General features: G+C 66.0%; 12 protein-coding genes. 3 read left to right on the top strand and 9 right to left on the bottom strand.

The genetic code is table 11. The features are described 5' to 3' along the window. Nucleotides 1-36: 36 nt before the first annotated feature. The gene (gene ubiE / locus J8I29_RS22850) at nt 37-792 is read right to left on the bottom strand and encodes a bifunctional demethylmenaquinone methyltransferase/2-methoxy-6-polyprenyl-1,4-benzoquinol methylase UbiE (protein ID WP_209433414.1); all 756 of its coding nucleotides are present in this window, start codon (nt 790-792) and stop codon (nt 37-39) included. A gap of 121 nt (nt 793-913) precedes the next feature. On the opposite strand from ubiE, the gene mutM reads away from it, so the two are divergent. Further along, nucleotides 914-1,780 carry a bifunctional DNA-formamidopyrimidine glycosylase/DNA-(apurinic or apyrimidinic site) lyase gene (gene mutM / locus J8I29_RS22845; protein ID WP_209433413.1) on the top strand — a complete coding sequence of 289 codons (867 nt, stop codon included), beginning with the start codon at nt 914-916 and terminating at the stop codon, nt 1,778-1,780. A gap of 55 nt (nt 1,781-1,835) precedes the next feature. Here mutM and J8I29_RS22840 read toward each other — a convergent pair whose 3' ends face one another. The 8 genes from J8I29_RS22840 to J8I29_RS22805 form a co-directional block, all read right to left on the bottom strand. Next, nucleotides 1,836-2,369, bottom strand: coding sequence for a 2'-5' RNA ligase family protein (locus J8I29_RS22840; RefSeq protein ID WP_209433412.1), 534 nt, complete (start codon nt 2,367-2,369; stop codon nt 1,836-1,838). Between the two features lies 1 nt (nt 2,370). Beyond that, entirely contained in the window at nt 2,371-3,213 is an 843-nt protein-coding gene (locus J8I29_RS22835) for an ABC transporter permease subunit (protein ID WP_105863570.1), read from the bottom strand. Further along, nucleotides 3,210-4,055 carry an ABC transporter permease subunit gene (locus J8I29_RS22830; RefSeq protein ID WP_209433411.1) on the bottom strand — a complete coding sequence of 282 codons (846 nt, stop codon included), beginning with the start codon at nt 4,053-4,055 and terminating at the stop codon, nt 3,210-3,212. The genes J8I29_RS22835 and J8I29_RS22830 overlap by 4 nt, the downstream gene beginning before the upstream one ends. An 86-nt stretch (nt 4,056-4,141) precedes the next feature. After that, on the bottom strand, nt 4,142-5,293 hold the full coding sequence (locus tag J8I29_RS22825) for an extracellular solute-binding protein (protein WP_209433410.1): 1,152 nt from the start codon (nt 5,291-5,293) through the stop codon (nt 4,142-4,144). 20 nt (nt 5,294-5,313) lie between these two features. Next, on the bottom strand, nt 5,314-6,453 hold the full coding sequence (locus J8I29_RS22820; protein WP_209433409.1) for an ABC transporter ATP-binding protein: 1,140 nt from the start codon (nt 6,451-6,453) through the stop codon (nt 5,314-5,316). A gap of 442 nt (nt 6,454-6,895) precedes the next feature. After that, on the bottom strand, nt 6,896-8,320 hold the full coding sequence (locus J8I29_RS22815; protein WP_348536133.1) for a sensor histidine kinase: 1,425 nt from the start codon (nt 8,318-8,320) through the stop codon (nt 6,896-6,898). A 2-nt stretch (nt 8,321-8,322) separates the two neighbouring features. Continuing rightward, entirely contained in the window at nt 8,323-8,988 is a 666-nt protein-coding gene (locus tag J8I29_RS22810) for a response regulator transcription factor (protein ID WP_105863574.1), read from the bottom strand. An 81-nt stretch (nt 8,989-9,069) separates the two neighbouring features. Further along, nucleotides 9,070-9,390 carry a hypothetical protein gene (locus J8I29_RS22805; protein WP_209433408.1) on the bottom strand — a complete coding sequence of 107 codons (321 nt, stop codon included), beginning with the start codon at nt 9,388-9,390 and terminating at the stop codon, nt 9,070-9,072. Nucleotides 9,391-9,648: 258 nt separating this feature from the next. Between J8I29_RS22805 and J8I29_RS22800 the strand changes: the two genes are divergently transcribed. Together J8I29_RS22800 and J8I29_RS22795 are read left to right on the top strand one after the other, a co-directional pair. After that, complete coding sequence (locus tag J8I29_RS22800; protein WP_348536132.1) at nt 9,649-13,704, top strand: Pls/PosA family non-ribosomal peptide synthetase; 4,056 nt, start codon at nt 9,649-9,651, stop codon at nt 13,702-13,704. A 471-nt stretch (nt 13,705-14,175) separates the two neighbouring features. Beyond that, on the top strand, nt 14,176-14,973 hold the full coding sequence (locus tag J8I29_RS22795) for a TSUP family transporter (RefSeq protein WP_105863576.1): 798 nt from the start codon (nt 14,176-14,178) through the stop codon (nt 14,971-14,973). Nucleotides 14,974-14,994 lie beyond the last annotated feature (21 nt).

The raw sequence follows: 14,994 nt of genomic DNA, 5'->3' as shown, positions 1-14,994 counted from the left end.
GAGATAGTAGCCCCAGGGATCGCGAGCGCTTCCGGGCTACAGCTTCCAGCCCGAATGGATGGCGACGATGTTGCCGGTGAGCGAACGGTGGCTGACCTGCGAGAAGCCGGCCTCGCGGATCATGGCCGAGAAGGCGGCAGGCTTGGGGAAATTGCGGATCGATTCGACCAGGTAGCGATAGGGCTCGGCATCGCCGGTGACCATGCGGCCGATCGGCGGGATCAGGTTGAAGGAATAGAGATCATAGATCTTGTCGAGGCCGGGCATGTCGACGGTGGAGAATTCCAGACAAAGGAAGCGTCCGCCGCGCTTGAGCACGCGATAGGCCTCGGCCAGTGCCTTGTCGATGCGCGGCACGTTGCGGATGCCGAAGGCGATGGTGTAGCCGTCGAAGGTGCCCGTTTCGAAGGGCAGTTCCTCGGCATTGGCCTCGACGAAATCGAGTTGGCCGGCGAGGCCGCGCTCCTCGCCGCGCTGCCTGCCGACTTCCAGCATCGAGCCGTTGATGTCGAGCACGGTGACATGGGTGTCGGGGCCGCCGGCCTTCACGATGCGGAAGGCGACGTCGCCGGTGCCGCCGGCCACGTCGAGATGGCGGAAGGGCCGCTGGCGCGGCGGGTTGAGCTTGTTGACCAGATCGTCCTTCCACAGCCGGTGCAGCCCGCCCGACATCAGGTCGTTCATCAGATCATAGCGCCCGGCCACCTTGTGGAAGACGTCGTCGACCAGCCCCTGCTTTTCTTCCAGCCTCACGGTGGAAAAGCCGAAATGGGTGTCGGTGCTGGCGGTCATCGGGTGAACTCCGGACTAGGTCTGCCGGTGCTATAGACCATCGCAAGGCCAAGGTGAACCGCATCTGGCGCAAGGCTGCGCTTCATCCTATCTGTCTGCCTCAGGCTGCGCCGGAGGAATCATGCCCGAACTGCCCGAAGTCGAAACCGTCCGCCGCGGCCTGGAGCCGGCCATGACGGGCGCCCGTTTCATCGAGGTCGAGACGAGGCGGCCGGATCTGCGCTTTCCCCTGCCCCCCGACTTCTCCAAGCGCCTCGCCGGCCAGGCCATCCTCTCGATGGGACGCCGCGCCAAATATCTGCTGGCGGACCTGTCTTCCGGCGAGGTTCTGGTGATGCATCTGGGCATGACCGGCCGTTTCCTGATCACGGCGCCGGATGGCGGCGTGGAGGAGCCGGGCGAATTCGCAAACGAGGTCAAGGAGGATGCCAAGCACGACCATGTCGTCTTCCGCCTCTCCAACCGCTTCACCATCACCTATAATGATGTGCGCCGCTTCGGCTTCATGGATCTGGTGCCGCGCGTCGGGCTGGAAACCTCCCGCCATTTCAAGGCGATGGGCATCGAACCGCTCGGCAACGAACTGAGCGGGGAGACGATCGCCCGCCTGTTCGCCGGCAAGATGGCGCCGCTCAAGGCCGCTTTGCTCGACCAGGGCCTGATCGCCGGGCTCGGCAACATCTATGTCTGCGAGGCGCTGCATCGCGCCAGCCTCGCACCGGAGCGGGCGGCGGGAACGCTCACGGACAAGCAGGCGGTCCGGCTGGCCGAGGTGATCCGCGAGGTGCTGGCCGAGGCGGTCGAGGCCGGCGGCTCGACCCTCAAGGACTACAGGCATACGGACGGCTCGCTCGGCTATTTCCAGCATCGTTTTCGCGTCTATGATCGCGAGGGCGAAGCCTGCCCGACACCGGACTGCCGCGGCACCATCGAGCGGCTGGTACAATCGGGGCGCTCCACCTATTGGTGCCGACACTGCCAGAAATAAGGAAAGCGAGCTTCCGGAGGTACGGGTATCTTGCCCGTTCTCCCGGATTGGCCAATCAGCCCAGCGGAATGGTCGCCTTGACGGTCCAATCCTCGATCGGAATGCTCTGGGCCGAGCGGACCACCGCAATGCGATCGAAGCGGACGGCGCGCCCGGCAAGGCGCTCCTCCACTTGCCGCGCTGCCGCCTGCCGCCGTGGCCCGTCCTCCACGCCATAGGCCAGCGAGATGTGCGGCATGAAACTCTCGATCTGGGAAGCGGCGATCGAGGCGATGGCGCGGCGCTTCAGCTCGAGCACCGGCCCCGCCCGCTCGAAACGGGCATAGAAGGCGCGGAAGAACAGGTCGCTGGTGCCGATTTCCCTGACATCGGCGGCAAAGGGCGCGATGCCCGCGGCGACGGCGACGAGCTGACGCGCCAGGTCCTCCTCCTCGCAATGCCGGTCCTCGACGAGTGTCAGATGCGCCTGGAAGCGCGGCGTGCCGAAGGTCTGCGCCAGTTCGGCGACGATGGCGGCGAGCATGCGCGCGTCCTCGGCCACGGGCATCAGCCAGACGGAATGCATGTTCTTCGTCGTGTCTTCCGCCATCTCAGCGCCCCACCTTGGCCAGCACGTCCGCGCTGAGGAAGCGCTCGACCACGAACATGAAGGCGATGGAAGGCACCAGCAGCACCAAGGCGGTGATCGAGGCGATCTGATAGTTGCCGCCGGCGCTGGCGGTGTAGAGCAGCAGCGGCATGGTCTTGATGTCGGGCGCGCCGACGAAATAGGTGCCGGTGAACTCGTCCAGCGATTCCAGGAAGACGAAGATGGCGCTTGCCATCAGGCCCGGCGCAGCCAGCGGCAACACGATGTCGCGGAAGGCGCGAGGGCCGCTGGCCCCAATCGAGCGCGCTGCCTCCTCCAGATCGGCCGGCACGGCGGAAAAGGACGCCGTGGCGATCCACACCGCATAAACAAGGCCATGCGTGGTGTGGACGAGCACGACGCCGAGCACCGTACCGTTCAGGCCGATCTCATAGAAAAGGCGCGCGATATTGACGTAGACGGGCAGGTTCGGAAAGGCCTGGGGCAGGAGCAGCAGCAGCAGGATGCCGGCGCGGAAAGGCAGCTTCAGCCGGGCGAGCGCATAACCGGCGGGAACCGCGAGGGCGAGGGACAGGGCCACGGTGAGCAGGGCGATGGACACGCTGGTGCCGAGCGAGGCCAGGGCGTCGCCGCGCGGGGCGAACACGCGCGGCCAGAAGGAAAAGCCATATTGCAGCGGCAGGCTGTGCGGAAAATACCAGCGCTCCGCCACCGTCCACAACAGCAGGTTGACCAGCGGGCCGAAGATGGCGAAGGCGAGCAGGCCGAGTCCGATGCCGCGGGGGATCCACAGCCAGTCGATGCGCCAGTTGCGGGCGGCAAGCACGTGACCGGCAGCACTCATCGCGCATTCTCCCTCATGGTCTGCCTGAGATAGATCCAGGCGACCGCCCCGGTGAAGGCAAGCGAGATCAGGCCGAGCGCATTCGCGACGCCATAATCGCCATAGGAATTGATGCGGAAGGCCATATCGGCGGTGATCATGGTGGGGGATTGGGCGTTGATCATCAGCGGCACCGAGAGCACCGACATCATCGTCACCAGGCTGAGCACGGCGCCGACCAGCAGCGTGGAGGCGACCTGCGGCACCACGATCTCCAGGAGGATGCGCAGGCGTGAGGCACCGAGATTGCGGGCCGCCTCGATGGTGGAGCGGTCGAGCGACGCCATGGCGCCGGCGGTGAGCAAAGTGACGAAGGGCATCTGCTTCCAGACGAAGGCGATCACGATGCCCCGCCAGTCGAGGAAACTCACCGCCTGCAGCGGTGTCAGCAGGTCGGCATTGATCAGAATCGAGTTCATCAGCCCGTTCTTGGCCAGGAAGGTGCGCAGGATTTGGCCGACCACGATGAAGGGCACGAAGAGCGGCCAGCGATAGAGCCAGCGCAGCAGGGCGACGGCGAGGGGGTTGTTGCCGAGCGTGAGATAGCCGGCGATGGCGACGGCGATCACCACGATCAGCGCGGTGGAGATCAGGATGATCACCATCGAGAAGACCATGTCGGTCCAGTAGAGCTCGAAGGCCTTGCGGAAATTGCCGAGCCCCGGTCCCTCCGGCGTGGCGAAGGAGCCGGTGACGGAACTTGCCAGCGGCACCACGAAGAGCAGAACCACCACCGCGAGCGCCGGCGCCACCAGCATCAGGCCGGCGAGGGAGGGACGAGGAGAGGCGCTCGGATTTGGCATGGCGGGATGATCGGTAGGGTTGAAGAAAAGCTAGCTCCGAAGGACCTGTGCAGCCCCTCCCAGCTTCGCTGAAGAAAGCAGCCTTCCTACTCCGCCACCTTCTTCTCATAGGCTTCGAGCAGGTCGGCATAGTAAGGCCCGATCGGGAAGGACTTGCCGTATTTGGCGAGGTCGTCGGGCGAGATGTCGGTGAACAGCTTCTGCCAGATCGCCGGATCGAGCTTGTCCTGCACATATTTGGCATCGATGCCGGGATACCAGTTGAACTGCTTGACGATGCCGTTGGCCTGGACCTCTGGGCTGGTGGCGAGTGCGATGAATTTCTCGGCCAGCGCCTTGTGGGCGGTCTTGCCGGGGATGACGTAATGCATCGGCTGGCCCGGCATGCCGGGCGCCGGCAGTACCAGCTTCATGGTGGGCGGCAGCTGGCCGTTGGCCTTCCAGGAATAGAACATGTCGACCCACACCGCGCCCATGGCGATCTCGCCGCGGCTGAGCATGTCGAGCGTGCCGGCATTGCCGGGGGTCAGTGCGACATTCTTGTTAAAGGCCTTCAGCTTGGTGAAGGCATCGTCCCATTTGGCCTTCTCATTGGCGTCATAGGGGCCTTCCTGCAGCTTCTTGGCGTCGCCGGCATAGTTGTAGATCCAGCTGATCACGAAGGAAACGCCGGAGGCGCCACCCTTGATGCCGTTATAGCCGAACTGCTTGGGGTTCTTCTCGGTCCAGGCCACCAGTTCGTCGAAAGTCTTGGGCGGGTTGGCCACCAGGTCCGGATTATAGGCGATGGCGGTCTGGCTGTTGAACATCGGCATAACATAGCCGTCGACATCGGCTCCGAGCGCCAGCCTGGCATTGCCCCGCGTGACCAGCTTGCCGGTATCGATATTGCCGCGATATTTGTCGAGCAGTCCGTCCTGGACCAGCTTGCCCGCCACCTTCTCGTGGATGACGGCGACATCGACGTCATAGACCTCCTTGCCGGCCTTCTTCTGGGCATCGAGCCGCTCGACGATCTTCTGGGAGCCGGCATCGCCGGGGCCGGTGCCGACCACGCGCACCGTCGTGCCCGGATTCTGCTTCTCGAAGGCCGGTGCCAGGAAATTATTGACGTAGTCGACCATGTTCTGGTCGCCGGCCGTGATCACCGTCAGCTCTTCGGCCCGCGACGATGCGCCTGCCAGGGGCAAGGCGGCGGCGAGAAGCCCCGCGACCGCGGACAATGCTGTCAGTCTCATCCGAACTCTCCTGTCTCTCGTTACGGTTCAGCCTGGCTCGCCGGGAAGACGAACAGGCCTGTCTCGGGGATATGAACGTTGACTTTCGCGCCGGCCGCCCAGGCCCTGGGCGCATCGACCACCAGCGGGCCCGCCGGCGTGGCGACGACATGGCGCCAGAAGCCGCCCGGAAAACTGACCTGGACGATCTCCCCCGACAGGGCCAGGAAGCCGCGGGTGGGCTCCGCCAGAGGGGCGGCCGCCTGCAATTCCGCCGCCTCCGCCCGGAAATGGGCAATGCACGGGCCCGAAGCGGCCGGCCCGAAGGTCGCGATCAGGGCCGGCGCACCGCCCGCTCCTTCCAGCCGCGACAGGCCCGCCTCCGAGGAAGCGGGGCTGCAAGTGAGGCGCAGCCTGTTCTCGGCGCCCATGAAGGCGGCCACGAAGGCGGAGGCCGGCTGGTTGTACACTTCCTCCGGCGTGCCGATCTGCGCGATCCTGCCGGCATTGAGGATGACGATGCGGTCGGCCATCACCATGGCCTCCTCGCGGTCGTGGGTGACATGGATGGCGGTGATGCCGAGGCGCCGCTGCAGGGCGCTGATTTCCTGGCGCACGCTGAGGCGGATGCGCGCATCGAGATTGGACAGGGGCTCGTCGAGCAGCAGGATGTCGGGGCTGACGGCGAGCGCCCGCCCGAGCGCCACACGCTGGCGCTGTCCGCCGGAAAGGGCCGCCGGCTTGCGCTCCTCCAGCCCGGACAAGCCAAGCAAAGCCGCGATGTCCTTGACCTTGGCGGCGATCTCGCCGCGCGCCAGACGGCGCAGCTTGAGGCCGTAGCCGATATTCTGCGCCACCGTCATATGCGGCCACAGCGCATAGGTCTGGAACACCAGCGCCATGCCGCGCCGGTCTGGCGGTTCGCCGGTGATGTCGCGTCCCCGCACGCGGATGGCGCCGGAACGCGGCTGGATGAAGCCGGCGATGGTGCGCAGGAGCGAGGTCTTGCCGCAGCCCGACGAGCCGAGCAGGGCGACGAACTCGCCCTCGCCCACCGTCAGGCTCAGATCCTCGAAGACCTGGGTATTGCCCAGCCGCACCGAGGCCCGGTCGACCTCCAGCAAGGGTTGCCGCACGGGCGCCGAAGGAGCCCCCGCCAGGAATTGGTCACTCGGCTTCATGGCGCAACCTCCCGCGGGCGGAACCGGGCGCCGCCCGGCGAGGCAAAATGCCTGCAGCCCGAGGCGCCGTCCCCCTCTCGTTTCCTCATTGCCATGTCTGATTGCACAGCTGTGCAATGCTCGCTCTGCCCGGAACTCCTGTCAATAGCGCAGAGCCATTCCATCGTAATCGGTCGCTCGATCCTGGGTGGTTGTAATCCGCTCCGATGCTCCGAAGCAGGAATAGGGATAGGCCAGCCCCACTTTGCACAGCTGTGCAGAAGCAATGCTGCGTTTTATCCCTGCCGTTTCGGCGTGACAGGCATATGACGGTTCGCCCCCTCGGCAGCCAAAATCATGGCCACCGGACAAGACGGCCATGGCCTCGACCTGACCGGAGCACAAGCAGCATTCCGGGGGGCAGGTCTTCGGACCCGCCTGCGAGCGCAGCGTTTTCTGGGCCTCAGGTCGAGGATCGCCCTTCCGAGGCGAAGCCCTCATCGCCCGCATCGGTGACGATCAGCCGTTTGGGCAGATGCACCTCGACGCCGAGGCCCCCGAGGCTCGATCTGGCGATGTGAAGTTCGCCGCCATAGGCCTCGATGATGTCCTTGGCGATGGCGAGCCCGAAGCCGGTGCCGCGCACGGTCTCGTCGAGACGCTTGCCCCGCTCGATGAAGGACTTTTCGGCATCGGGCGGCAGGCCGGGCCCGTCATCCTCGATCGACAGGAGGATGACGGGCGAAGCCGTCTGCGCCATCAGGCGCACCCTTGCCTGGGAATTCGCCCATTTGCGCGCATTGTCGAGCAGATTGCCGGCAATATTGGTGAAGTCGCTCTCGTCCATTGCGATCACGATGCCCTCAGGAGCTTCGAGGTTGAACGTCATCTCCTTGTCGCGTGACAGCTTGTGCATGGTCGAGACCAGCTTGGACAGCACGGCATGGGTATCGACGCGTCCCGACAATTGCGCCGCCGCGAGGCTCGCCCTCGCCTCCGCCAGGGTGCGTCTGACCTGGGCATCCATGCGCCAGACCTCGTCGCGAATGGCGTTGGCCGCCGCAGCCTGCCCGCTGTCTGCCAGGGAGCGGGCCGTCGCCTCCAGCACGGCGAGCGGCGTCTTCAGGCCGTGCGCGAGATCGCCGGCCCGGCTGCGCGCCTCGATGAGCTGAGCCTCGCGGGAGGCGATCAGCGCATTGAGGTTGTCGATCAAAGGCTGGATCTCGTCGGGATAGCGCCCGCTGATCTTGCGGGCCGGGCGGCTGCGCAAGGACAGCAACTCGACGCTGAGCTTGTCGAGCGGGCGGAAGCCATAACGCAGAAAGGCGATCACCGCCCCCAGCAGCGCCGCCATCAGCACGGCGAGCGAGGGCGCCATGGCATAGAAGAAACGCCATTTCACCGGCGAGAGCTGGGCATTGTCGAGCGCGATCAGGGCATTGACGGTCTGGTCGCCATTCGCGGTCGAAATGACGATGGAGCGCTCGACGGCGAGGAGCTGGCTGCCATTCGGCCCGGTGAGGTCGTTGACCTTGCCGCCCCCCTTGGCCGCCGTCGCCTGCAGCCAGGGCAGATTCTGGTCCCACAGCGATTGCGAGCGCAATTCGACATTGCCCCCGCGCCCGACCTGCCAATAGAGCCCGCCATTGGGCAATTCGAAGCGCGGATCCTGCGGCCCCTCGTCGATGCTCAGCTGGTTGGAGCCGTTGACCTCGATGCTGCCGAGCAAGAGGCGCATCTCGTCCTCGATCTCCGACAGTTCGAGCGCCCGGATCGCCAGGCCCGAAATGGCATCGATGCCGATGCCGGCCAGGATGGTGGCGACCACGATCGCCACCACCGAGCCGAGCAGCATGCGACGCCTGAGGGAGAAGGAGGTCAAGGCCACGGTCAGGCAGACTCGGCCGGGATGAGGTAGCCCTGGCCTCGGCGCGTCTCGATCACGCCATTGTCGAGCTTGCGCCGCAGGCGGGCGACCACGACTTCCAGGGCATTGGAATCATGCTCCACATCCTGGTCATAGATGCTTTCGGTGATCTGGGACTGCGACATCACCGTCCCGGCATTGTGCAGGAGATAGGCGAGCAGGCGATATTCCAGCGGCGTCACCTGCACCGGGCTGCCATGGAAGGAGACGGCCCGCTGGCGGGTATCGAGTTCCAGCACGCCGTTCGACAGCACGGGGGAGGATTGGCCCGAGGCGCGGCGGACCAAGGCCCGCACGCGCGCCAGCAACTCCTCCATGCGGAAGGGCTTGGTCAAATAGTCGTCGGCCCCCGAATCCATGCCGTCGACCTTGTCGCGCCAATCGTCGCGCGCGGTGAGGATGAGGACGGGCATGCCGCGCCGGGCCAGGCGCCAGCGCCTGAGCACCGTCAGGCCGTCGAGCTTGGGCAAGCCCAGATCGAGGATCACCAGATCGAAATGCTCGTTCTCGCCGGCGAAGAGGGCCTCCTCGCCGTCGAACACGGTCACCACGATATATTGCTGGGCTTCGAGGCTGCGACGAATATCGTCGACGATGGCTCGTTCGTCTTCGGCAACCAGAATGCGCATGATGCGGGGCGGGAAGCTCTCAAGGGAATGGCCAGCCGGCGAGAAGAGGGATAGCCGGCCGAACCGGCACGGACATTAGGCCTATTTATCCACCAAAGCCAGCGTCACCGGGTCGACGAGCACGTCGCGGCGTTTGCCGTCCGGCCGGAGGACCCGGACCATATAGAGCAGGCGCCCTCCGCGCCTCAGTTCGCGCACGCGCAGGATGCGCCCAGGCACCTCGCGAGCGACGGCCGCCGAGACATCCTTGAACGAATGGTTGCCCGGCCGGCGCAGCGGCACTGCCGTCGGGACACTATGATGCGCTCCGCTCGCCGAGGCCCCTTCGAGCGGCGGCAGGATGCAAGCAATCGTCAGCAAAAGTCCGGCGCAAGCATGCGACGTGCCCGATCTGGCCCTCATGGGTCTCCCTATGGTTTCGAGATCCTCTTCAATTCCAGAGCAAAGCGCGGTTTCTCCGAACCGCACTTTTTCTCCAGCTCTTTGTTTCGAAGCGTCTTTACGATTGCTGGTAACGCCGTCAAATCGCAAAACGCTATAGCGGAACCAAGCTTGCAATTGGCTTACAGGCGCTGTCAGACGCCCGCAACGCGCTCCTCGCTAGAATAGCTGGAAACGATTTTGGCCACCATCCGAATCGCCGGCCGAAGGATTACGCGTGTGTTGTCTTCTCCTGTACCAGTAAATGCCATCGGGCCGCTCGCCGTGGTCCGCGGCGAGCAGCGTCCCGACCTTCTGCGTGACGAAACCCTGGCGACGATCTTCAAGGCGTCCGCCGCGGCCTTTCCCGACAAGCAGGCCCTCGGTGCGATCGGCACCGGCGAGCGCCTGACCTATCGCGAGCTCGACGAGCGCTCCGACCGGGTCGCCGCCGCCCTGGCCCGTCGCGGCGTGGGGCCTGGCATGTTCGTCGGCCTGTGGTTCCAGCGCTCGATCGGCCTGCATGTCGCCCTGCTCGGTCTCATCAAGACCGGCGCCAGCTTCATTCCCTTCGATGCCGACATTCCGCCCGAGCGGGTGACGGCGAGCCTCGCCGATGCCGGTGCGGGCCTGCTGGTCTCGCATGCGCCGCAGGCCGAGAAATATGCCGCCGTCGAGGCCGAGACGGTAACGCTCGAGACGCTGCTGGCCGATCCGCGCCGCGATGTCCCGGCCAGCCAGGCGCCGGCGCTCAGCGATGCGGCCTATGCCATCTACACCTCCGGCACCAGCGGCAAGCCCAAGGGCATCAAGGTCTCCCATCGCAACATCTGCCACTATCTGCGCGCCGGCAATGAATGCCTGCGCATCACGGCCGACGACGTGGTGCTCCAGCAGGCCTCGATCGCCTTCGACCTTTCGCTCGAAGAAATCTTCATTCCCTATATGGTCGGCGCCACGCTGAAGATCGCCAGCGCCGCCGTGCTGCAGGACATCGACGCCCTGCCCCGGATGCTCGAGGCCGAGGGCATCACCGTGATCGATACGGTGCCGACCCTGCTGTCCATGCTGAGCCGCGACGTCGCCGGGCTGAAGACGATCATCCTGGGCGGAGAAGCCTGCCCGCCTGCCCTGGTCGCCCGCTTTGCACGGCCCGGCCGGCGCCTCCTCAACACCTATGGGCCCACCGAGACCACGGTGGTGGCGACCTCGACCGAACTGGAAGCCGGCGAGGACGTCACGATCGGGCGCCCGATCCCCAACTACACCGCCTATGTCGTCGACGATCAGCTCAATCTGCTGGCGCCCGGCGAAATCGGCGAATTGCTGGTGGGCGGGCCTGGCGTCGCCATGGGCTATCTCAACCTGCCCGAGATGACGGCGGCCAAGTTCATCGCCAACCCCTTTACCACCGACAACTCCGATCCCGTGCTCTACCGCACCGGTGATGCGGTGAGCCTCAGACCGGACGGCCGGATCGTCTTCCAGGGCCGCATCGACAGCCAGGTCAAGATCCGCGGCTATCGCATCGAGCTCGGCGAGATCGAAAGCCTGCTCGCCGCCGATCCCGCCATCCGCGCCGCGGTGGTGACGGCCAATCAGAGCGAGGCCGGCGATACGCTGGTCGCCCATCTGGTGCCGCGGGGCGAAATCGACCTCGACCGGATCAGGCATGGCCTCGCCGCCAAGATCCCGCGCTACATGCTGCCTTCGGCTTTCCAGCTTCACGACGCGCTGCCCGCGCTGCCTTCGGGCAAGGTCGACCGCAAGGCCCTCTCTGCCCTGCCGGTGCCGGAACGCCAGGCCACCGCCGGCGAACAGGAGCCCCCGCGCTCCTGGACCGAAGCCCAGCTGCTCAAGGCCGCGCAGGAATTGCTGCGTGCGCCGGCGGTCGACTTCGAGGCCGATTTCTTCACCGAGCTCGGCGGCCATTCTTTGCTGGCGGCCCGTTTCGTCTCCGAGATTCGGCGTGTGCCGGCTTTGTCGGGCATCGCCCTCCGCGATCTCTATACGCATCGCACCCTGCGCAATCTCGCCAAGGCCCTCGATGAGAGCGTCCCCGCCGCTGCCGCGGCGCCTCCGCCCGACCGCAGCTTCGAGCCCGTGCCGCTCGCCCGGCGTTTCCTGTGCGGTCTCGCCCAGGCCGTCACGCTGCCCTTCATCGTCGCCCTCGTCTCGGTGCAGTGGATCGGCCTCCTGCTCGCCAGCATGCTGCTGGTGGGCGAGGACGCTTCCATCCTCACCGAGCTCGCCGTGCTGTGCGGGGTCTATATCTGTCTCAACCTCGCCACCAAGCTCGTCGTCGTCGGCCTGAAATGGCTGGTGATCGGCCGCACCAGGCCAGGCGTCTATCCGCTCTGGGGCGTCTATTATTTCCGCATCTGGCTGATGCAGCGCATCGTGCAGCTCACCACGCCGAAATTCCTCAAGGGCTCGCCGCTCATCCGCATCTATCTGCGCGCCCTCGGGGCCCGCATCGGCGACGACGCCATGATCGACGACTTCGAGGAGGGCGCGATCGACCTCGTCACCATCGGTGACCGGGCGAGCCTCGGCACCAAGCTCAAGCTCGCCAATGTCGAGGTGGTCGGCAACGAGGTCCATGTCGGGCGCATCGAGATCGGTGCCGGTGCCCGCATCGGCAATGGCAGCGTGATCGGCGCCGACGTCGTCATCGGCGACGGCGCGGAGATCGGCGACCTCACCGCCTTGCCGCAGGGCACCATGGTGGCGCCGGGCACGCATTGGGAAGGAGCACCCGCCGTCGAGGTCGGTCCGGCCGAGCAGGACGATCCGGCGGACCATCCCCGCCTCGGGCGCGTCGGCCGCTCGGTCCAGGCGGTCGGCTATTTCATCGCCTATAATCTGTGCCTGGTCATCGGCCTGCTGCCGATCTTCCCGGCCTTCTCGCTGTTCTCGGAAGTGGAGGCCCTGTTCGGCGCCGATCCCGACCAGCCTCTGTCCTGGAGCCTGGTGGCGGTCGCGGCCTGGCCGGCGGCGCTCGTGCTGATCGTGGTCTCCATGGCGGTGATGGTGGCCCTGCGCTGGCTGCTGCTGCCGAGGGTGCGCGAGGGGGCCTACTCGATCTTCGGTTCGCTCTATTTCCGCAAATGGGTGATCGGTCTGTCCACCGAATCCCTGCTGGAGACGCTCAACTCGCTCTACGCCACCGTGTTCATGCGCAATTGGTACCGCATGATGGGAGCCAAGATCGGCAAGGGTACCGAGATCTCGGCGAGCTTTGCCGGGCGCTACGACCTGATCGAGATGGGCCGCGACAATTTCATCGGCGACGAGACGATCTTCGGCGACGAGGAAATCCGCAATGGCCGCATGATCCTCAAGCGCCTGAAGACCGGCGACCGCTGCTTCTTCGGCAATTCCTCCGTGGTGTCGCAGGGATCCGTGGTCGAGGACGATGCGCTGATCGGCATCAAGTCGCGCCTGCCCGATTCGCTGAGGGTGGGAACCGGCGAGACCTGGCTCGGCAGCCCGCCCATCGCCATGCCGACCCGCCAGAAGGTGTCCGCCGCCGCCGGCACCACCTATGCGCCGCCCTTCCGCATGAAGCTCCTGCGCGTGGCGTTCGAGACGCTGCACACCTCGCTGCCGACGGCGGTGCTGATCGCCGCCGCCTATATCACCGCCGACATCCTGGCCTCGGTGATCTCGCAGGGCGCCTGGCTGGCCGCTACCGGCATCTTCCTGGTGGCCGGCCTCGCCATTTCCGGTCTGATGTATCTGGCTGCCGTCGCGGTGAAATGGCTCCTGATCGGCACCTACAAGCCGATGATGCGGCCGATGTGGTCCTGGTGGGCCATGCGCACGGAAGGCGTTGCGGTGATTTATGGCGGCCTCGCCAGCAAGATGCTGCTCGACTATCTCCGCGGCACGCCCTTCCTGCCCTGGCTCCTACGCCCCTTCGGCGCCAGGATCGGCAAGGGCACCTGGATCAACACCACCGACATCTGCGAGTTCGACTGCACCGAGATAGGCGATCATGCCGTGCTCAACATGGGCTCCTGCCCGCAGACCCACCTCTATGAGGACCGGGTGATGAAGGTGGGCCGCATCCGCATCGGCGAGGGCGCCACGGTGGGCACCGGGGCGACCGTGCTCTACGACACCGAGATCGGCCCCTACGCCCAGGTCGAGCTGCTCACGCTGATCATGAAGGGCGAAGCTCTCCCGGCCTCGACGGTGTGGACCGGCATTCCGGCCCAGCCCCAGGCCCCGGCAAGCACCGAGGCGCATGAGCCAATGCTGGTTCCCGTCCTCGCCGAAGCGGCGGAGTAGTACCCACCCGCCTAGGGACTTGTCGCTTCCGACCCATTTTGGAGGCGAGGTCTTCGTCCGACTGCGTCATGAAGGAGCCGCCTTTCCTGCCCCTCCCCTCGATGGGGAGGGTCGGCTCATGGGGCCGGGGTGGGGTGGTCATACGCAGGCTGCCGTGAGGTAGGCGGTTCATTCTTGCCAAGAAGTCACCCACCCCGACGCTTCGCGTCCACCCCAGGTTATTCCAAGAGGAATGACAGGCCGCCTCGACGGGGGCGGGTAGAGCGTGCTTCCTGACGCAGTGGAGTTCGGCCCCGGCTGCCTGGCGCGGTGTTTCCACGGCGGGGCTGAAGACCCGCCCCGATGCCGCTTGCAGCGGCGCGAATGGCTTGCCAAGCGCCTTGCGATGGCCTAGCGGGGGGTTCCCCCGCCTTCCGGACCTCCAAGCGTGCCGGCTGCAGGCTTTCGCAAGGAAGACGTTCGCTCGTGGACATGACCTGGACTCTCATCGCCATGCTGGGCGCCGTCGGCGTCGTGGCCGGCTTCGTCGACGCGCTCGCCGGTGGCGGCGGCCTTTTGACCATCCCGGCCCTGCTGCTCTCCGGGCTCGATCCCGTGGCGGCCCTGGCCACCAACAAGCTGCAGTCGAGCTTCGGCTCGGGCTCGGCCGTGATCGCCTTTGCCCGGCGCGGCCATATCGACTTTCGCCAGACGCGCTGGATGGTGGCGACCACCCTGCTCGGCGCCTGCCTGGGCGTGGCCGCGATCAGCATAGCGCCGCTGTCGCTGCTGCAGGCGGCCCTGCCCGTGCTGCTGATCGCCATGGCCCTCTATTTCGCCTTCTCCTCGCGCTTCTCGCCCAAGGCCGGCATCGAGGACGGCAAGGCCCGCATGAGCCCTGGCCTGTTCACGCTCACCATGGCGCCGCTGATCGGCTTCTATGACGGCCTGTTCGGGCCGGGCACCGGTTCCTTCTTCATGCTCGCCTTCGTGGCCCTGTGCGGCTACGGCGTCATCCATGCCACCGCCAACACCAAGCTCCTCAACTTCACCTCCAACTTCGCCTCGCTGATCCTGTTCATCCTGGCGGGCAAGATCGTCTGGGTGGTGGGGCTGGTCATGGGCGTGGGCCAGTTCCTCGGGGCGCAGGCCGGCTCCTACATGGCGGTGCGCCAGGGCGCGCGGGTGATCAGGCCCCTTCTTGTGCTGGTGTGCTGCTCGGTCGCCGTCAAATTGCTGCTCGACCCGGCCAATCCCTTGCACCGGGCCGTTATTTCGCTGTTTCAGTGAAGTCCGTCGTTGACGCCGAAG

Source organism: Labrys sp. LIt4 (assembly GCF_017813775.1).
Lineage (GTDB): Bacteria > Pseudomonadota > Alphaproteobacteria > Rhizobiales > Labraceae > Labrys > Labrys okinawensis_A.
Note: the sequence above shows the minus strand (reverse complement) of the source record. Positions and strands in the feature narration are given on the sequence as shown.